We start from the raw sequence: 19,170 nt of genomic DNA on the forward strand, positions 1-19,170 counted from the left end.
CAGCAGAGATTTCTAGAATCTATCTCTGCTGTTTTTTTCATTAACTTTCAAAATAAAACAGTCATTTATACTCTTTTATGTGTATTCCTAGTAAATACCCATAATTAAATTGCAACATCCTGGTAACCTACTTCAGTTACTTTTTCATTTAATAGACGAAGTCCTAGTCCGTTTTCTGTATCCCATATACAATTAAATGTAATTCCCATATCTCGACCTTCAAAATTACCCGCATATGGAACAACTATTCCATCTAAACTTATCATTTCTAGTATTTGATCTGTTGTTTCAACTAGTGGATAATTTTCGTTTACTTCAATATCATAACCTAGTTCATGTCGTTTTTGATTATAATAGTCTAATATGGGTTGCAATATACTTAATTGCAACTCTTCCCACTTTTGCATTAATGATTGATATGCTGTATATTGAGCTTCCTCAAAATTGCCATCTTCTTCACCATCTATCATCAAAGCTATATCCGTTTCTTTTCCAAAAAATTTAATTGTGGTATCCTTAGACCAACCATATTCATACTCGAGTTCACCGAAAATTGGATCGTTTATTGTCATTTCAGTATCGCCTCTTTTTGTTTATTAGCAAATCCTCCAGGTTCAAAAGCTCCTGCGTTTACCTCACCTACACCACCCAGGTGTCCGAATTCACTGTTTATTTTTGTTGGCACAAGTTGCATTGTCTTAACATCATTCAATTCATGCCATGTTAATTTATTTTTTTCTCGATATAACTTTATATCTCTTGCACTAATTTCACCAGACTCCATACCAAATTGGCTTGCTAATTCAGGTGAATCATTAAGTTGATCAGCTAATTTTTGGTCTGATTGAATAAAATTAGCTCGTCTAGCTTTCGCACCAAATCCCCCTTTGCCACCAAGCATATATTCAATCTCTACCTGTGCTTTTGCTACTGGTGAAAAATCAGGAATAGCATGTTGATATTGGATACCATTAATCCCAACTTTATCTAAGATTTGTGCTAATAGACGATCTGGCGGCGGCTTGAGTATGCATTCAGATTCACCCCTTGTTCCTTCAAAACAAACCTTTAAATTATTAGGCGCAGGGGTTTGGCTTAGTCTTGATAGCTGGTTGCCAAACATATCTTTACCTAGAACAGCCTCACCCAGCCCATTAGCCGACACCAGCCCATAAATCCCATCTCCGCCTTCTGCAAAGTACTAAACGATTTAGAGGTTTTATAAGCATCAAGCGCATTGTCCGCTGCATTGAACGTTTTCATTGTTTTATACACGGCGCTTCCGCCTTTGACAGCCCGACCTGCCCAGCCGACGACCGGGATGAAGCCGGCAGCTGCCCTGTCTTGATGATTCGATCAGCTGTTCGAAGAGGACAACGTGGTAGTCTAAAAGCGTTTTATATAATAAAAGAAAAAAATCTTGAAAGGCGTATAGCTCATCAGGTTCATTTTTTAACAACATATAAAAGTCTTGTTAAAATATACCATTTCATTACAAAAGAGTTGTTTCAAGTGCATCACTCAACATGGAATCAAAATTATCAAATGACTGAATTAAAGTTCCTGAGGGTTTATCAAGTTCTACATACATACTCTCTTTTAAGTCGTAACAATACCAAGCTGTATCAGAATCTCCAAAAAATATATATTGCTTTTGCCAATCATTCTCATACCAAAGCTCGTTTGTCTCTATAAATCCCTGAATCTTTTCATCTTCTTCCTTATCAGTTAGAACTTTATCAACACCGTAGATGACTAATCCATTAAAGTCTAAACCATTTACTATTTTTAAAAATTCGATATATGACTCAGGTAATGCAATGTTTCCAAATTTCTGCTGAATATGTTGTTTCAATTTAATAATTTCTGTATCTGATACTGGATTTCTAAATGAACTTCCATATTTCACTACAATTTTTTCTATTTCTTTTAACACCTCTTTTATCTACTCTTCCCTTCTAGGTACCGTCTTTGAAGCCATAACCGTCCCAGCCTACTACCAGGACGAGGTCCGCTGTGGCCATGGTCCTGCTGCGATGCGCTGAGCATCTGAGACAGTTCTTATATTAAGCTTTAACTATCACTAAAAAGAAAAAAACACCTTTGACTAAAAGCCAGTTTGGTGCTTTTCTGTGGTTCTGAAAAATAGTCTTTAAACACTTTTTCCATTGTAACTACTCCAAATTATTTACTGTATCGCTGTCGAGTCTTTCTCGACACCCTGACCTTCTCCCTTTAGGAAGAAGGTCTATTTTATATTTTAGGTCAGTGGTAAACTATCTCTTTTTATATGATTAGAGGTTTTACTACTATCGTTTGATGAGTAGTTTTCCAATAGGTATATTTTTACATCATTTAGACTTTCAATCTTAAAATAACCAGACTCAATTGCATTTTCACCTAATATTCTTAATGTTTCATCATCAATTACCTCAACCACTTGAGGAACGAATTTTCTATTTTCCTTTTCATATGCTTGATAAGTTGTATATGAAACAGCATCTAATACTGAATACCATGCATATTGTTTTTGTACGTCTCTTTCTTTGTTTGCGAACTCAGCTACATCTACATAATCTTCGCTATCTATATAGTTACACAAATCATCCGCATCGATTTTTTCACCTTCAAGCCATTTCCAACAGGAATCTAACGCTTCTCTACCAGTTTTATATCCAGGTTCATCTATATTAATTATATTAAACATTTTTTCGGCTATTACTAATCCTATTGCAACCTTAGCCTCTGCGTTGAGATTATTGATAAAATCCATGACTATCATTCCTTACTTATTTTCTTATTTTGACCACATTTTCTGGTATCCCATTTATTACCTCAAAAGACAATGTATCTCTTGGATATGGTAAACTTGGATCTATTTCAGTCGATACATCAATTTTCAAATTAGGAAACATATCAGTCAATTGCTTAAATATTCCTCTTTCATCATCTGGAACAGAATCAAACAAACCTTTTGTACATTTATTACAAATTCCGTTTGGATTAGATTGGTTAATATATAGTGTTCCTTTTACATCTTCTGGTTTAAGACCTGCTTTTTTAACAGCATCTTCAAATTCAGCAATTGTACCTTCTTCTGCATGATCCATGAATTGGGCATGGCCTCTTATAGCTCTGTTATAAGGGGCTTTAATTTCTCGATTAGGATATAGTTCATCCAAACTTGGTAGACCTGCTTCTTTTCTAACCTTTGGGGAACCACCTTCAAAACTTAAATCTTCAAGACCTTTCACATCTGTTTTTCCCACTGCAATAGTATGTGTTTCTGGTACATTCCACTTTTTACGTAAATTATCTAAATCTGCTTTTCCAACTTTTACTTTACTTAAATCTTTACCCGTACCCTTATAAACCACATTACTCTTCGCAAAAGAAATGATATCACCTAAAGCCTTATACTCCACATTAAAACCACTCATACTCAACCCAGTATTAGTCGCCAAAGATTCACTTTTAACCCTAATCGGAACAGGAATATTACCTACCCTTCTTCCAATATCGGTTAAAATAGCATTCGCATGTTCAATCTTCTGATTAACAAACCGATTACTATATGGCAACAATCCGCCACGCTTCGCAGCCAATTTATCCAATCCATAAGCCGCTCCGCCAACTCCCAAAATCCCAATGGCCTGCATCAGGCTCTGCTGCCTTTGCTGGTCTGTAAGCTGGTTGCCGAACATGTCTTTACCTAACACAGCTTCACCGAGACCGTTAGCGGAGACGAGGCCGTAGATGCCCATCTCCGTCTTCTGCAGAGTACTAAACGATTTAGAGGTTTTATAAGCATCAAGCGCATGATCCGCTGCATTATACGCTTTAACCGTTTTGTAAATCGCGCTTCCGCCTTTTACAGCCCTTCCTGCCCAGCCGACAACCGGAATGAAGCCGGCTGCTGCCATAGCTCCGGCTGCAATGCGCTGGGCATCTGTGAGCTTTTCTCCTGTGACGGGGTCAACACCTTCAGTTGCCCGTTTGTAGTCATAGTAGCCGGATACTTCGCCGGTGAAGGTTTTTGTGGTATCCCAGGCTTTTTCGTACCACGGGCGATTTTCGAGCTCCTCGGCAATTTTTGCTTGTTTTCTTGCTTCTGCTTGATCGTTTTTGAAGGCGAGATATTCTTTGGAGCTGTTTTCGATGTCCTTTTTCATTTTGTAGATTTCGCTGTTTTGATAGGCTTTTGCATCGAAGTTGATCGGTGTGATGGTGCTGCCCTGTCTTGAGGATTCAAGCAGCTGTCCGAACAGGCCGACCAGGTAGCTTTGATCGTTTTCTGAGATGGCGTATTCTTCTGTCAGCGCCTGATCGAGCTGATTAACCGCGTCTATCGTTTGGGTGCGTTCTTTTTCAGCTTTTGCCATGTGGTTTTCGAATGTGTCCGTTGAAAAAACATGCAGCAGGACAAGATCAGCAATACTGCGGAAGATGGACTGCAGGGCATCCTGCTGGCCTTGGACCATTTCTTTCGCCCGATTTTGAGCACGCGGCACATTTTCTTCTAAAAAGGACATTTGGACAAAGGTATCGCCTGAGAGCTTCGCATCTTCCGTGCTGCCGGGGATTCCCCTTAAAAAAGCAATGTTTTTATCGATCAGCCTCATCCAGGCTTCCACTACATCGACTTGGGCAGAATAAAAGCCTTTTATCGCTTCTGCGCCTTTTCCCTGGAATTCATCACCAGAATTTACGATATCTAAAAACTGTTTTTTCAGCTGATTCAGCTGTTCCTTCAGCTCTTCGTATTGCTTGGCTCTCTTTTCCGCTGCCGACACTAACGTTTTTGCTTCATAAACTTTAATCTCTGCCACCTCCCTTTTGTCCTTTTTTATCTGTGGACAATCGCTTCATCTTGTTCTTTCAATGAATCCACATTTGCACGCGTATCTTCCACATTTTTCTGAACTATCGTTACGTACTGCGAGATAAATTGATGAATCATTTCCTCCCGCTCCTGCCATTTTTGCGTAAAATCAAGCTTGTTGTGGCCGACATCGTCTGGTCCTTCCAAAACCAAGGCATCCAATGCTTGTTTGATTTCATCCAGCTGCTTCATCATTTCGGCATGATTCAGTTTAATTTGGGTCATTTAAAACAACCGCCTTTTTAAATCATCTAGTCTGTTTCCAAGCTCTTCAAATGCATCCTCGCCAACCGCCAGCAGTTTATCTGCTTCATGTGCAAGTCCGCTTACTGCATTTAAGACCGTTCTGTCGACTTCAAGGGAGTTAATTTTCCACTGAATACGCTGCTTATAAGCATCGTAATCTTCATCTGCAATATTCCGCATCACTTTATAAGCCTCATTGCGATCTTCATGAAAGTCATCAGCTCTTGACCCTTTCCATAAATGATCAAGCTCGGGATCAAGAATTTTGCGCATCTCGTTCATGCATTCCGTCTGTTCGCGTTCAATCTGCTGCTTTGCTCGCTGAAGTCTATTAATCTGGTCGTTCAGTTCAGAAGATTGATAGGATATCGCACCATGAATTTGATTCAGCATTTCCGAAAAACTCATTTTGATCACCTCTGACCCGAATTAATTTCCATATTTTATAGTATAAGGTAGATAGTAGTACCGTTGAATAGGACCATTGGCTTTAATTTGACAGCAGTCATGCTTTTCTTACAAAAAAGAAGTGCAGCGTGTGCACTTCTTTAATCTTCATCCTTGATGTCAATGTCTTCCGGAATCGGCTTGCCGAGCCACTCTTCCAGCTGTTCTTTGTATTTTTCCATCTGTTCTAAGTGTGTCGTAAACTGTTCTTTGTTGATCAAATACTGCTCTCCGTCATGAACCGCTCTGATTTGTTTCTGCAAGATCAGATTTTCAATATAAGCTTCCGGCATGGATAAATGCTCGGCTGTTTCTTTAATCGTAAGATACATGTTTGATTCTCGCTTTCCCTGGATGATTAATATCCATAATTATAGTTAGATTGCGAAACAAAGGAAAGCGGTATTCACTTGTCACGGCAAATTCGGTTCAGCGCTCCGCTCTCGTGATCCACAGAAAAATAAAAATCAGGCCAAGACTCTGATTGATTATTCTCCATCCCGCAAACAACAGCTACATCAGCATTGAGATGCGATGACAAGTAGAGAAAGGAATAACCATTTGGGCATGTTACATGAAAGAGCTGATTGCCTTCCACGTCATAGCCAATCAGTAACTGCGGGTTATTCTCGTGATCCCCTGCTAAAGCGAGAATTCTGCTGACACTTGGATAAAAACGCTCTTGAAGTATTTTCATTTTGTTGAAAATCACCTCATCATCTAATAGTTCGTTACAAAACTAGGAAATTTTCCCTCCTAACCCTTTACCCATATTTCAAGCGAAAAAACTATATTTTTGAAAATCACATAGAAAGAAATATGAACTTTCATATCTAAATCGAATTTTCTGATAATATTACCTTTATACAGACATAACTAGGAGGTTCAAACATGACTAAAAGAAAACTCATCATCACACAAGACCTGGAACATAAACACTTAAATGAAATTACAACAAGTATCCCTGATTGGGAGATCATTGCAGGAAGAGACAAATCCATTTGGCAGGATCACCTTAAGGATGCTGAAGTGATTGCAGGGTGGAAAAAAGGGATGGAAGAAGAATGCCTTGCAGCTGGCTCAAAGCTTAAATGGGTCCAGTCCTGGAGTGCTGGGGTCAATAGTATGCCGCTTCAAGCTCTTGAAGAGAAAGAGATTCTCTTAACCAGTGCAAACGGCGTGCACGCTTTCCCAATCTCAGAAACGATTTTTGCCCTCATGCTCGGGCTGACGCGAAAAATACATACGTATGTTAAAAACCAGACCAAACGGAAATGGCATCATGCCGAAATGAAGCTTGAAATTCACGGGAAAACGCTTGGTATTATTGGGGTCGGAGCGATCGGTCAGGAAACAGCAAAGATCGCTAAAGCGTTTGGCATGCACGTGATAGGTGTGCGCCATTCCGGCAAGCCTGCAGAGTTTGCAGATGAAATGTATACAAGTGATGAGCTGGATCATGTCCTTCCTGAATGTGATTATGTCGTAGTGACACTGCCGCTTACAAAAGATACTTATCAGCTTTTCAAATATGAGGAGTTTAAAAAAATGAAATCCTCGGCCTTCTTTATTAATATCGGCAGGGGGGAAACTGTAGCGGAAGAAGATCTCATAAAAGCGCTGCAGGAAAAAGAAATTGCTGGAGCAGGACTTGATGTGTTTGAAAATGAACCTCTCGGGGAAAAGAGTCTCTTGTGGGAGTTTGAAAATGTGATCATCACCCCGCATACATCCGGTTCAACCGAATTCTATAACAAGCGCTTGGCAGAAACCATTCTGATTCCTAATTTGAAGCAGTATCTGACGGGAGACATTCCTTCCGTCAACTTAGTCGATTATCAAAAAGGATACTGATTGTTATAAATTTTTAGTATAGGAAGAGCGCTTGTATTGGAAAATATAAAGACTAATACAAATCTAGTATCATAAATGAGGAACACGAATGATTATACAATTTGATCAACTAGAAAACCTTACTCTGCAGTATATTTTCGGACAAGCCTCTCAAAACATAACAAGCCTTGCTTTTCATTCAAAACAGGTCAAGCCCGGTGCCCTTTTTTTCAGCATTAAAGGCGAGGATCATGACGGACATCAGTATATTGATGAGGCCATTGCGCACGGAGCCGCTGCCGTTATCGGAACGAGCTTTGAAAAGCTTGAGCAGCTTAGCCGCGAGTATCCTGATCATACCTTCATTCTTGCTGAAGACGTCAGAGAAACAATGGCTCTTTTAGCAAAGATGTTTCATGATCATGCTGATGAAAAATTGAAAATCATTGGGGTGACCGGCACAAACGGTAAGACGACTGTTGCAGCCTATGTGCGCTCTCTTCTCACTTTATTAGATTTACCAGCAGGTTCAATCGGCACAACGGGAATATGGGCTTCGACTCATAAGCTTTTGTATAAAAAGAGTACGCCGACAACACCTGAATCCACTGATCTGCATAAAATCTTCCATGATTTGGCGGAGCTTGGGGACAAAGCAGCCGTTATGGAAGTTTCCTCAATCGCAACAGACCAAAAACGGGTGCACGGCATTGAATTTGATGCAGCGATTCTGACGAATTTTTCTGAAGAACACCTTGAATATCATAAAACGATTGATCACTATAAAAAATGCAAACTGGCTCTATTTGATCAGGCTAAAACGGCTGTCATTAATCTCGATGACATCGAAATGGGCCTTGAGCTTTCCCGGACTTACAGCGGCAAAAAAATCACCTATAGCTTGTCTTCGCTGAGCGGAGCTGATCTATGGGCTGACAATATTCAATTCTCAGATATCGGAACTACGTTTGATCTTTTTTATAACGGGAAGATTCATCAGGCAACTGCCCCTGTTTTCGGAACTTATAATATTGCAAATGCCCTTGCTGCCATATGTGCTGCCCTGCTGTTTAACTACCAAATGAAAGATATCCTTCGCGTTCTGCCGATGCTTGAGAGTCCAGAAGGCCGCTTCCAGGTTATAACCGGACCAGACAACAAGAAAATCATCCTGGATTATGCACACACGCCTGTTGCTCTTACCCGTCTGGTGGAAGAAGTAAAGAAAATGGATTACAACCGTCTGATTGTCATGATTGCAGGAATTGGCATCCGCGACTTTAATAAAATGCCAAAGATGGCAGCAGCAATAGAAGGCCAAGCAGACGAAGTGATTGTAACAGTTGATCACCCCGGCCATCATGATCCGCAAATCATCATTGATCAAGTGATGAAAGGATTTTCGGAACCGACAGCGCCAAACATCAGAGCTGCCCTTACCAGAAAAGAAGGAGTCATCGCTTCTCTGGCAGCAGGTGAACCTGATGACATCATCCTCCTTACAAGCGGCTGCATAAATGGAGCGCAAATTGTAAAAGGAATAGAAGTTCCTCATTCAGACGAGGAAATCATCGAATCCCATTATCAATCTTATTATCATGACTGCCATGAGCTTGAGGCATAAAAGCTCATGGCTTTTTGCTGCCTCCCGAATTATTTTAGGCTGTCTATGGGCATCTGCCCTGTCACTTCGGGCCTCTTTACGTAGGCTATTTAAGTATCATTACACAAAAAGGAGTGCAGTCCATATGAATCCATATCAGTTTTATCAAGGCTATGTCCCTCAGCAAACCGATTATTATATGAATTATCAATACAACCCTTATCAGCCGCAGCAAGTACAGGATCAATTTGATCCAGATCGCCAGCCGCCTCAATTTCAGTCCCTGGAAAGAAGAATCAATGCTTTAGAAAGACAAAACGAGCAGCAATCAAGAGAACTGAACCGTCAAAACCAGGAACTCAGAAATCTCAGAAGAGAGCTTAACCAAACAAATCAGGAAGTGAATCGACTTAACCAAGTAGTTGAACGCCATACAAGACGCTTGAACCGTTTAAACCAGCGCCTTCGTGCAGTTGAAAACAGACTTAACATTCCGTTTACAGCTGAAGACGGATTTTAACCTGTAAAGCAGCCTTTTCGCTGCTTTTTTTGTATGCCAAAATCCATCTGCTTTGTTATTAGCCGTTCGTTCTATTAAAATAAGATCATATTCTTTTTTATAAAAAGGAGCAGATGTATGTTTGAACTGCTTATTACGATGCTCGAACGGCTTAGTATTATTGTAACCATCGCTTTTATCCTAACGAGATTCCGTTTTTTCCGGAGCATGATCTATCAGGATCAGTTAAACCGCAGTCAGCAGTATACAGCCATTCTTTTCTTTGGTTTTTTCGGTATTATCGGCACATATTCAGGCTTGTCATTGAGTACGGAAACACTCGAGTTTAACCGCTGGGCATCAGGACTTGCATCTGATGAAGCTATTGCCAATTCCAGAGTCATCGGCGTCGTGCTTGCCGGACTTTTAGGAGGCTATAAGGTCGGCATAGGAGCTGGACTGATTGCGGGAATCCATCGCTTTACCCTTGGAGGATTTACAGCTCTTTCATGTGGACTTGCTTCTATTATTGCAGGTATTTTGGCAGGAGCTTTCTTCAAAAAAAATACCCACGTTAAGCTTTCTTCCGCTTTCCTTATTGGGGCATTAGCTGAAACGATTCAAATGGCGGTCATTCTCCTCGTGTCCCGCCCATTTGAAAAAGCACTCGTCCTTGTCGAAATGATCGGGATTCCGATGATTCTCGCTAACGGCCTAGGATCTGCTCTTTTTCTGCTCATCATAAAAAATGTAGTCAATGAAGAAGAAAAAGCCGGTGCTCTGCAGGCTCAAAAAACACTGCGAATTGCTGATCAAACACTCGCCTATCTTCGAAGCGGCATGAATACACAATCCGCTCAGGCAGTTTGCCAAATTCTCCATAAGGAAATTAAGACAAGCGCTGTTGCGATGACAAATAAAACTGAAATCTTGGCTCATGTCGGTCTCGGTGACGATCACCACTGTGTGAACAGCCCGATTCAAACGCAAATTACAAAAGATGTGATTCAAAGCGGGATACTTGTCCTTGCAAGTGATAGAACCATTCACTGCAGGGAAGCGGGGTGTCCTCTCGGTGCAGCTGTGATTGCACCTTTAAAACAACGCGGGGAAACCATCGGCACGATGAAATTTTATTTTCAATCAAAAAAAGAAATTACGGATATTGTCATGGAGCTGATTACCGGCCTCAGCAGCCTGCTCAGCAATCAGCTTGAAATTGCAGAAGCGGATAAAGCCTATCAGCTCGCTAAAGAAGCTGAAATTAAGGCACTTCAAGCTCAAATTAGTCCTCACTTTCTTTTTAATTCATTAAACACGATTGTCTCTTTGATTCGGATTGATCCTGCAAAAGCAAGAAAACTTCTTGTCTCTCTGTCACACTTTTTAAGATCCAACCTTAACGCAACGACAGTCGATATGACCACACTTGAGCAGGAGCTAAAGCATATAAAAGCATACCTGGCGATTGAGGAAACCCGGTTTGTTGACAAGCTGTCTGTTCATTATGAAATTGATGAAGATGCACTTTTTGTCAGACTTCCACCTTTAAGCCTGCAGCCCATTGTCGAAAATGCGGTAAAGCACGGGATTAAAGATAAAGAAGAAAACTGTGTGATCACCATTTCCGTACATAGAAAAGACGGAAAAACCTGCGTAAAAGTAGTAGATAACGGCCATGGAATGAGTACAGATCGGGCCGGCCATATCGGGAAAGAAACCGTGCAATCTGCACAAGGAACTGGTCTTGGTCTGTATAACGTCAACCGCAGATTAACGATGATGTTCGGCAGTACTTCTGCTCTTCAAGTTAAAAGTGTGTTAGGTCACGGGACTGAGATCTGTTTTACGATTCCGCATACGGAGGGAAAAACGAATGGAGCCAATTAAAATCGTCATTGTGGATGATGAACGATACAGCCGCGATGAATTAAAACATTTATTAAGTGAATTTTCTTCTCTCCAGGTCATTGGAGAAGCCGATACAGGTGAAGCTGCCGTCATGAAAACTCTGCAGCTTCAGCCTGATGTCGTTTTTCTAGACGTGGAAATGCCCAAAATGAACGGAATGGAAGCCGCGAAATCACTGAGGGAATTAAAGAAGGTCCCGTTGATTGTATTTGCGACAGCCTATCCTCAATTTGCGGCAGAAGCCTTCAGATACGAAGCAATCGATTACTTGCTGAAGCCCTATGATGAAGAGCAGCTGAAGCAAACCGTCCAGCGAATTGAAAAACTGCTGCACCAGTCGAAAAGTCCTGAGAAAAGTTCCGCACCAGGAAAGCTTGCAGTAGACGCTGAAGGAGAAATTGTCTACCTTGAACCAAAGGATATTTTATATATGTACCGAGATGATAAAGTATCTAAAATCATAACAAAAACAAAAAGCTATGATACAAAAACACCCTTAAAAGACTTAGAATCCCGTTTAGGTCCATATAGTTTCTTCCGTATACACAAAAGCTACCTTGTCAATTTGGATTATGTGGCAAAGCTGAGTCCATGGTTCAATGGCGCCTATCAGCTTGAACTAGAAGGAACTGAGGAGATGCTGTCTGTCAGCAGGAATTATGTGAAGTCACTGCGGGAGAGGCTTGAAATATAATTGTCTTTTAGAAAGCAAGGAAATTCTATGCTTTCTTTTTTTGCATCTAAATCCCTTTTTTCTGCATGTTACTCCTCCTTTTCTGCATCTTGGACACAAATCGTCCATAACTTGCTATAGTCCTTTATACTTATGTAAACGCATACATTACTGATTATTCAAGGAGGGTTTCCATGTATACATTTCTAGCCGGTGTTATCCTTTTAATTGTTGGTTATTTTACGTACGGTAAATTTGTTGAAAAAGTGTTCGGTGTGAACGAGGGCAGAACGACTCCTGCCTTTACTCATCAGGACGGTGTTGACTACCTGCCGATGAACACGAAGAAAAATTCATTGATTCAGTTATTGAATATTGCGGGTGTCGGTCCGATCTTTGGCCCAATTATGGGAGCGCTTTATGGACCCGTTGCCTTCCTTTGGATCGTGTTCGGCTGTATTTTTGCAGGAGCCGTGCATGACTATCTAACAGGCATGATCTCAATCCGCAACCGCGGTGCTCACTTACCCGAGCTTGCCGGAAAGTTTTTAGGAAAAGTGATGAAGCATGTTGTAAACGCATTCGCGATTCTTCTGCTTTTATTAGTAGGAACCGTTTTTGTTACAGCACCAGCCGGCCTGCTTTACAGCTTAATGAATGGCTGGGCAACAATGGGACTTATACTTGGAGCTATCTTCATTTACTATATCTTGGCGACATTGCTTCCTATCGATAAAATCATCGGCAGATTCTATCCGATCTTTGGCGCATTGCTTTTAATCAGTGCGATTGGTGTTGGCGGAGGATTGGTGATTACAGGCGCTCCAATTCCAGAGCTTACCCTTGCTAATCTTCACCCTGATAATATTCCAATCTTTCCATTGCTGTTCTTGACGATTTCCTGCGGGGCGCTGTCTGGATTTCATGCTACGCAAACGCCGATTATCTCAAGAACGACTCAAAATGAAAAACAGGGACGCAAGATTTTCTACGGCATGATGATTGCTGAAGGGGTTATTGCGATGATCTGGGCTGCTGCAGCAATGAGCTTATTTGACGGCGGCACAGGCTTGAACGCGCTGCTTGCAGAAGGCGGTCCTGGTGCAGTAGTCAGCGAAGCTTCTACTCTTATGCTTGGAGCAATCGGAGGAACACTTGCCGTTCTTGGCGTTATTATCCTGCCTATTACTTCAGGAGACACAGCTTTCCGAAGTGCACGTATGATTATTGCTGATTACTTCAATATTTCTCAAAAGAAAATCACAAGCCGCTTATGGATTGCACTTCCATTGTTCGTCATCTCTTTTGTACTGACAAAAATTGATTTCACGATTCTATGGAGATACTTCTCATGGGCAAACCAATCGACAGCAGTTATAGCACTGTGGGTTGGCGCCATGTACCTCTTCATTGCCAAGAAAAACTACTGGATTGCGATGATTCCGGGAATTTTCATGACGATGGTGACAGTGACTTACATCTTGAATGCTCCAATTGGATTCGGGTTATCTATGAGTACTTCTTATATTGGAGCGGCTATTGCTACCATTGCTGTTATCGTTACTTTCTACATTGCAGCTAAGAAAGCAAGAGCCAATAACCTTCCTCTTGAAGATGACGTTTCGGGCTGGAAGCAGGTATCGTAATGGGCTGCTGCAGTCCGAATTATCGGCAAACGGTTAATGAGGAAGAAGAAAAGCTAAATCGCAAGGGCAAAGATTGTGCGCCTTTGCTCTTAAAAATTGCAGGAAGTTTGGTGATCGCAGGCGGAACACTTGTTGTGATCCTTACGTAAAAAAGCAGGTACCGATTATGGTTCCTGCTTTTTTCATGCCTGAAGCTTCTGCTTTAGTTCTCTTTCTCTTGCCATCAGCTCAGCCTGTGTTTCCTCGCGGTTTCTTTTTCCGTCATCATGAATTCTCATCGTTTCTTGTATGGATGCTTGAAGATTTTCCTGTATTTCTTTTAAAGTCTCTAAATCAAATATGCTGCGCCGAGCTCCTCCAATAACGGCGGCCTGCTTTTGATAAAGTTCATTTGCAGGCTCTGAAATCTTTCTTCCAGCATCTGCTGCAGTTCTTTGTCTAATCAGAGTCAGCGCAATGGACACCTGATTCTTCCAAAGCGGGATCGCTGTTACAAGGGAGGATTGGATTTTTTCAGCAAGCTTATGATTTGTTTTTTGAATCATGCGGATTTGAGGTGCACTTTGTATCGTAATTTCCCTGCTGATTTTTAAGTCATACAGTCTCTGATCCAATTGATCAGCAAATTGAAGAAGATCCTCGACTTCCTGCTGCTTCATTGGATCATTCGAACCAAGACTCGCTTTTTTCAGATCAGGAATTGTTTTATCGTGAAGTTCTTCGAGCTTCATTTCTCCTGCTGCAATGTACACATTCAATGAGTGAAAATAGTCTTTGTTATTTTCATAGAGCCTGTCGAGCATCACATTATCTGATAAAAGCGTATTTTTGCTGCGCTCAAGCTTTACACTGATTCTGTCGATCTGTGCCCCTGTTTTATGAAATCGGGAGAGAACCTCTTGAATGGATTTCTTTCGTTTTCCAAACAGACGCGCTAAAAAAGAGGTTTCTTCCTGCTGTAAATCCTCAGGATGAACCTCATTCAGGTTTTTCATGAATTCGTCGAGAATTTCACCAACCTGCCCTATATCCTTTCGCTGTACCTGCTCAAGCATCACATTTGAGAAAGCGAGGAGCTTGGATTGCGCCGGCAGTCCGTATGATACCAATAGAGCATGGTTTTTCGGATTAATTTGTTCGGCCAGCTTGTGTGCCCTGATTTTTTCTTCTTCAGATAGCACGTCGATAAGCCGTGACGTGTTAACTTGCTGAAATAAATCGATCTCGTTCATTTAAATTTCCGGCTTTCATCGAGATGTTTCGTATCATTATTTGTTTTAATGGAATGCTTTGCTACATCAATTTCAAGATTAAGCTCATCGACATCATCCTGTACCATTGAGTACAACTCCTGTTCAATCAGACGCGTCAGTTCGTTTAATGTTTTTCTCGTCTCATTTAATGATTTCTCAAGCTCCCAATTCCTCTTTGGCTGAGAGGATAAAAAGACGTATTTCTCAGTGAGAAGCACAGCAGAATCCAAATGAGAAAAGAAAAACTTCTCGGCTTTGTAAAAACGCCTCGGCTCTCTTATCGTCAGGCTGTAAATTCTGCGGGCAACACGCACAAGCTCAATTCTCTCCTTTAAAGAAGGAAGATGACGGATGGTTAAAAGCGTCTTCTGCAGGCGTGCCATCTTAGACTTCGCTTCGTCCAGCTGTTTTTTAATGTATTTATAATCTTTGCGGGTAAGAGAATTTTTCTTTAAAAATCTGGAGTTCATACTCACCGATGCGATGGAATAGACAGATGCTCCCCCAGCAATGGAATACGCGGCTGCCGCTAAAAAAGGCTGATCAAAACCGATTAAACTAACAGTCCCAACTGTCCCTGCAGCCGGTATTGCGGCCATCATCCGGACACTGAATGCCATAAACGGATTCATTATTAATCGACTCCTTACATAAAGTCTCTATTTTAATACGTATGTATATAGTGAAGGGTTTCAGTCCTGGTGGAATAAAAATGGAAAATAGTTCTTTATCATTAATATACAGCATCGCCGCCGATTTTTCTATTGGTCGGCAATAGTAGGAGATGTAGGACTTGAGACGTAGAGAGGTGCACAGATTATTCTCTGATCCAGAGCTCAAATTTTGCGCGTCAGCCAATTAAGCAGAGTTTTCTTCAGACAAAAAAAACAGCCGGGAAACTCTGGTCCCGGCTTTAGCCTAACTCTATTCTGATTTTTTGCTTGCTGGTCTGGCATCTGAGATTTTCCCGAGGAAAAATCCATTAATTTCACTCAACTTGCCTCTCCAAAGGATTTGTCCTTTAGAAGGGGTGGATTTACTGTCGCCAATATACACTTTCGTATTTTTCAAGTGAATGAAATGAGCTTCAGCATCTCCGTTTGATTCAACGGATTCGCTTGCACGTGATAATTGTTCACTTAATTTCTGGGCGACTTCACTTCCATCTTCAAACGTTTCACTTAGGGCATCAAAGTATTCCTTAGCAGAAACCATTGTGCCGGAAATGACTGCACCATTAACGTTTAACGTAATGTCTAATGTAAAGTCATGTTTATTTGAAGCCTGTACAAAGAATTCAAGTACACTGTCTTTTGATGAGGCTGCTGCTGTACTCATCTCCATGTCTCCTCCTTTTTTTAGTCTCAGTTAAGATGATGTGTCATCATCGCTGCTTAGAGAAGTATCTTCTGATTCTTCTTCATCTTTTTCATCCTTGGCTTTTTCATCTTTAGCTTTTGATGATTTTGAAGTCTTTGGTTTTCTTCCGCGTGTTGATTTTTTCGGCTTTTTGTCTTCATCTTTGCCATCGTACATCGTTTCTTCTTCTTCTTCTTCTTCTATCTCATCATCATCTTCGCCTTCATCTGAGTCATCAGATTCTTCTTTTGATTTGCTTGTTTTTTTCTTGCTTGGAGTTTCTTCTTCTTCCTCATCGTCTTCTTCATCTTCTTCAGAATTGCTTTGGCCGCTTAATTGGTTCATTTTTTCCTCAAGCTGCTGAAGACGTTCTTGAAGAGTCTGGTTTTCCTGCTTTAATGCCTCGAAATCTTCATTTGAATTTGAAGATGAAGTTTCTTCTTCTGATGAATTGTTCACTGAACCATCTTGATCAGAATCATCTGACTGATTTTTATCTTTTTTAAATAGATTAGTAGCTGATGATTTTAAGCTTGAAGCACCTTGGAACGATTTTTCTTTAGCTGCTTTTCCAAAGTCTGCAGCTTTGCTTTTTAATTCATCTGTATCAATACGGGCAAGAAGCTTCTTTCCGTTTTCAGGTGTAGCCAGGTAGCCGACTGTAGCGCCCAGGATACTGCCTGCGACCGTGCGTTTAATTGGCGCGCTTCTTCTAGATGAATTTTTCTGAGTTGATTGCTCTTTTTTCGAGTTCTCTGCTTTCGTATTTTCCTTTGAATTTTCCACCTGAGAGTTGTCTAATTTTGTTTGTTCCGCCATTGTAAATCCCTCCATTATTTTAGTTGGTTAGCTGTATTCAAACGATTTGTGCCAAGCTGATTTTCAAGCAGCTCCAGTCGTTCATTCAATTTCCTGTTTTCTTCTTCAAGTGCCTTTGTATTGTTATTCTCCGCTTTGGAGCTTAGATAAGGATCATTCTCCCACCAGTCCATGCCGATTTCTTTTGCTTTATCAACAGAAGCGACAATGAGCCGAATTTTAATTGTCAGCAGTTCGATATCGGCAATTCCTACCGTGATATCACCTGCGATGACAACTCCTTTATCCAGAATCTTTTCCAGTACATCGACAATCGTACTTGATTGCATATTGCTTTGGACTGCCATTACATGTCCCTCCAAGTGGCCGCGTTAGGTTATAACAAGCTGCCTAAAGGACCGAGATCTATATTCAAATCTTCGGCATCAAGGCCAAAGACCTCTTTCAATTCTTCCATTTTTTCTTCCAGGTTCATCAAGGCAACACCAAGATTTTCAATTTGCTCGTCCGTCAGCGTTCCACCCTCCACCCGCCTCATCGCATGACGTTCGACAATTTGCCTGAGAAGCTCAACGACGGTCAGGACTAGCTGCGCAAGTCCGTGTTCGGCATTGTCAGGATCAAGCTGAATCCTACCATTTGTTCGGCTGGCCTGCTGCATCGACTAACTCCTCCCTCTGTTTATCGAATTGATCAGATGTAACGGGCTTTCGGTTGCCTGCTTTTGATTGGACAAGCGTTTCAACTGAAGCAATCAGAACCCTTAGATCCAAATACACTAGATCTACACCTGCAATCGAAATGATCAAATCACCTTTAATTGCCACACCCTTATCGAGGATGACATCTAAAATATCAATAAGAGCTATATCCTTATTTTCAACTGATTCTCTAAGAGACATCTGTCAGATCCCTCACTTTTTATGAAAAACTGGAGAAATGGTACGCCGGCCATGGACCTGTAGCTTCGAATCTCCAGCCAGTGCCGCCAAGTTCCTGTTCAAACTGCTTCATTTCTTCCAAGAAGCTTTCCACTTTCGGAATTGGAAGAAGAAACACGCTGTTCCAGGCCATGTTTTCTTTTAGACCTGTGACATCTTTGCTCCAATTTTGCTTAATAGCTGCGTGAAGCGAATGCTCCTTCAGCTTCTCATGCACTAGTTCACAAACTCGATTCTTCTCATTTTCAAGCTCATCCTCGATCAGCTTATCAATCTTTTTCTTTTCGAAAAATTGTCTTCCGTGAGGCAGCTCGCTTATTTCCTGTTTCTTCGCTTCGATTGCGGAATTGTTTTCAATTACCTGCTTTTTCAGTTCAAGATCGTCAGAATAGATTTTCACATTCCATTCTTCGTTTCCCTGTAGCATGGAAAGTGTCTCTTCAATCCTCGTATCATTGGATTGAATGGTTTGCTTCAGGCTATCTTCATTCTTATAAATCGTGCAAAATTTAAGCGGAATGATTGTGAAGCTCTTATAAAGGGCGGCAACCGTTTCATGATGATGGAACGCTTTTTCCTGCAGCCAGTCCATATCACTGTCGACCTTGTCTTTAATGGCTTCTTCTGAATAATGATCAGAATCCAGTTTGCAAACAACTGCGGTGACATTGTTGATCGGAATGGTGTATAGCTTGCGTTCACCATCAAAGCCTGTGAAAGATGGAAACGATTGATGTGCTGCCGCTTCTTTAGTTGGTATCAATCCATATAAATAAATCAAGTCACCCATCTGCTTATCCCTCGTTTCTTGGTTTCGTCAGCTTATCCCACTCTTCCATTTCCCTGCGCTTGGCAATTTCATACCTTGTCAAAAGCTCTTCTTCTTTTTCTTGAAAAGCTTTCTCAGGAATCTCGCCGAGCTCAAACATCATTTGGAGCTGAATGAGCTTTTGCTGAATAGTAGGAAGGTCATATAACTCTTTCTCTGCTTCTTCCTGTACCTTTTGTCCGATTTTAACTACAAGATTCATTGGTGCGGTAACCAATTTATGAAGCAT

25 protein-coding genes and 1 pseudogene are annotated in these 19,170 nt (G+C 41.1%); 7 read left to right on the plus strand and 19 right to left on the minus strand.

The window, feature by feature from the left end:
• Window positions 1–104: 104 nt before the first annotated feature.
• The 10 genes and pseudogenes from QFZ72_RS26315 to QFZ72_RS26360 form a co-directional block, all read right to left on the minus strand.
• Window positions 105–572, minus strand: a complete 468-nt coding sequence (locus tag QFZ72_RS26315; protein ID WP_307439199.1) for a DUF6985 domain-containing protein — start codon at window positions 570–572, stop codon at window positions 105–107.
• On the minus strand, window positions 569–1,123 hold the full coding sequence (locus tag QFZ72_RS26320; protein ID WP_307440025.1) for an HNH endonuclease: 555 nt from the start codon (window positions 1,121–1,123) through the stop codon (window positions 569–571). The genes QFZ72_RS26315 and QFZ72_RS26320 overlap by 4 nt, the downstream gene beginning before the upstream one ends.
• Window positions 1,103–1,338, minus strand: a pseudogene (locus QFZ72_RS26325) (T7SS effector LXG polymorphic toxin); the annotation flags it as partial. The gene QFZ72_RS26320 and the pseudogene QFZ72_RS26325, both read right to left, overlap by 21 nt.
• A gap of 154 nt (window positions 1,339–1,492) precedes the next feature.
• Entirely contained in the window at window positions 1,493–1,945 is a 453-nt protein-coding gene (locus tag QFZ72_RS26330) for a YrhA family protein (protein WP_373464722.1), read from the minus strand.
• Window positions 1,946–2,260: 315 nt separating this feature from the next.
• A complete protein-coding gene (locus QFZ72_RS26335) occupies window positions 2,261–2,773 on the minus strand; it encodes an Imm6 family immunity protein (protein WP_307439203.1) in 513 nt (170 codons plus the stop codon).
• Between the two features lie 16 nt (window positions 2,774–2,789).
• On the minus strand, window positions 2,790–4,829 hold the full coding sequence (locus QFZ72_RS26340; RefSeq protein ID WP_307439205.1) for a ribonuclease YeeF family protein: 2,040 nt from the start codon (window positions 4,827–4,829) through the stop codon (window positions 2,790–2,792).
• Between the two features lie 17 nt (window positions 4,830–4,846).
• Entirely contained in the window at window positions 4,847–5,107 is a 261-nt protein-coding gene (locus QFZ72_RS26345; protein WP_307439207.1) for a YwqI/YxiC family protein, read from the minus strand.
• Entirely contained in the window at window positions 5,108–5,536 is a 429-nt protein-coding gene (locus tag QFZ72_RS26350; protein WP_307439209.1) for a YwqH-like family protein, read from the minus strand.
• Window positions 5,537–5,676: 140 nt separating this feature from the next.
• Complete coding sequence (locus QFZ72_RS26355; RefSeq protein WP_307439211.1) at window positions 5,677–5,907, minus strand: excisionase family DNA-binding protein; 231 nt, start codon at window positions 5,905–5,907, stop codon at window positions 5,677–5,679.
• Window positions 5,908–5,981: 74 nt separating this feature from the next.
• Window positions 5,982–6,272 (minus strand): hypothetical protein, encoded by a 291-nt coding sequence (locus tag QFZ72_RS26360; RefSeq protein WP_307439212.1) that lies wholly within the window; start codon window positions 6,270–6,272, stop codon window positions 5,982–5,984.
• A 194-nt stretch (window positions 6,273–6,466) separates the two neighbouring features.
• Here QFZ72_RS26360 and QFZ72_RS26365 point away from each other — a divergent pair, with 194 nt between their 5' ends.
• The 7 genes from QFZ72_RS26365 (at window position 6,467) to QFZ72_RS26395 (ending at window position 13,889) form a co-directional block, all read left to right on the plus strand.
• Window positions 6,467–7,429, plus strand: a complete 963-nt coding sequence (locus QFZ72_RS26365) for a D-2-hydroxyacid dehydrogenase (protein WP_307439215.1) — start codon at window positions 6,467–6,469, stop codon at window positions 7,427–7,429.
• A gap of 88 nt (window positions 7,430–7,517) precedes the next feature.
• Window positions 7,518–9,032, plus strand: coding sequence for a UDP-N-acetylmuramoyl-L-alanyl-D-glutamate--2,6-diaminopimelate ligase (locus QFZ72_RS26370; protein ID WP_307439217.1), 1,515 nt, complete (start codon window positions 7,518–7,520; stop codon window positions 9,030–9,032).
• A 124-nt stretch (window positions 9,033–9,156) separates the two neighbouring features.
• A complete protein-coding gene (locus tag QFZ72_RS26375; RefSeq protein ID WP_223439412.1) occupies window positions 9,157–9,531 on the plus strand; it encodes a hypothetical protein in 375 nt (124 codons plus the stop codon).
• A 117-nt stretch (window positions 9,532–9,648) separates the two neighbouring features.
• On the plus strand, window positions 9,649–11,400 hold the full coding sequence (locus QFZ72_RS26380) for a sensor histidine kinase (RefSeq protein WP_307439219.1): 1,752 nt from the start codon (window positions 9,649–9,651) through the stop codon (window positions 11,398–11,400).
• Entirely contained in the window at window positions 11,387–12,115 is a 729-nt protein-coding gene (locus tag QFZ72_RS26385) for a LytR/AlgR family response regulator transcription factor (RefSeq protein WP_307439221.1), read from the plus strand. Before QFZ72_RS26380 ends, QFZ72_RS26385 begins: the two co-directional genes overlap by 14 nt.
• A 173-nt stretch (window positions 12,116–12,288) precedes the next feature.
• A complete protein-coding gene (locus QFZ72_RS26390; RefSeq protein ID WP_307439224.1) occupies window positions 12,289–13,740 on the plus strand; it encodes a carbon starvation CstA family protein in 1,452 nt (483 codons plus the stop codon).
• Window positions 13,740–13,889, plus strand: coding sequence for a hypothetical protein (locus QFZ72_RS26395; RefSeq protein ID WP_307439226.1), 150 nt, complete (start codon window positions 13,740–13,742; stop codon window positions 13,887–13,889). Before QFZ72_RS26390 ends, QFZ72_RS26395 begins: the two co-directional genes overlap by 1 nt.
• 33 nt (window positions 13,890–13,922) lie before the next feature.
• Here the strand turns inward: QFZ72_RS26395 and QFZ72_RS26400 are convergent, their stop codons facing one another.
• The 9 genes from QFZ72_RS26400 to QFZ72_RS26440 all read right to left on the minus strand — a co-directional run bounded on the left by QFZ72_RS26400 (window position 13,923) and on the right by QFZ72_RS26440 (window position 19,170).
• Window positions 13,923–14,972 carry a toxic anion resistance protein gene (locus tag QFZ72_RS26400; RefSeq protein ID WP_307439228.1) on the minus strand — a complete coding sequence of 350 codons (1,050 nt, stop codon included), beginning with the start codon at window positions 14,970–14,972 and terminating at the stop codon, window positions 13,923–13,925.
• Window positions 14,969–15,625: a 5-bromo-4-chloroindolyl phosphate hydrolysis family protein gene (locus tag QFZ72_RS26405; protein ID WP_307439230.1), complete on the minus strand. Its 657-nt coding sequence runs from the start codon at window positions 15,623–15,625 to the stop codon at window positions 14,969–14,971. The genes QFZ72_RS26400 and QFZ72_RS26405 overlap by 4 nt, the downstream gene beginning before the upstream one ends.
• Before the next feature lie 292 nt (window positions 15,626–15,917).
• Window positions 15,918–16,331, minus strand: a complete 414-nt coding sequence (gvpU, locus tag QFZ72_RS26410) for a gas vesicle accessory protein GvpU (protein WP_307439232.1) — start codon at window positions 16,329–16,331, stop codon at window positions 15,918–15,920.
• Window positions 16,332–16,361: 30 nt separating this feature from the next.
• Complete coding sequence (gene gvpT / locus QFZ72_RS26415; protein ID WP_307439234.1) at window positions 16,362–17,171, minus strand: YtxH domain-containing protein; 810 nt, start codon at window positions 17,169–17,171, stop codon at window positions 16,362–16,364.
• A gap of 14 nt (window positions 17,172–17,185) precedes the next feature.
• Window positions 17,186–17,518, minus strand: a complete 333-nt coding sequence (locus tag QFZ72_RS26420; RefSeq protein ID WP_307439235.1) for a gas vesicle protein — start codon at window positions 17,516–17,518, stop codon at window positions 17,186–17,188.
• Window positions 17,519–17,547: 29 nt separating this feature from the next.
• Complete coding sequence (locus QFZ72_RS26425) at window positions 17,548–17,832, minus strand: gas vesicle protein K (RefSeq protein ID WP_223439400.1); 285 nt, start codon at window positions 17,830–17,832, stop codon at window positions 17,548–17,550.
• A complete protein-coding gene (locus tag QFZ72_RS26430) occupies window positions 17,804–18,073 on the minus strand; it encodes a gas vesicle protein (RefSeq protein WP_307439238.1) in 270 nt (89 codons plus the stop codon). The genes QFZ72_RS26425 and QFZ72_RS26430 overlap by 29 nt, the downstream gene beginning before the upstream one ends.
• 19 nt (window positions 18,074–18,092) lie before the next feature.
• The gene (locus tag QFZ72_RS26435; protein ID WP_307439240.1) at window positions 18,093–18,902 is read right to left on the minus strand and encodes a GvpL/GvpF family gas vesicle protein; all 810 of its coding nucleotides are present in this window, start codon (window positions 18,900–18,902) and stop codon (window positions 18,093–18,095) included.
• Window positions 18,903–18,906: 4 nt separating this feature from the next.
• Window positions 18,907–19,170, minus strand: coding sequence for a gas vesicle protein GvpG (locus tag QFZ72_RS26440; RefSeq protein WP_252207982.1), 264 nt, complete (start codon window positions 19,168–19,170; stop codon window positions 18,907–18,909).

This window comes from Bacillus sp. V2I10 (assembly GCF_030817055.1).
In the GTDB taxonomy this organism is placed as follows: Bacteria; Bacillota; Bacilli; order Bacillales; family Bacillaceae; genus Bacillus_P.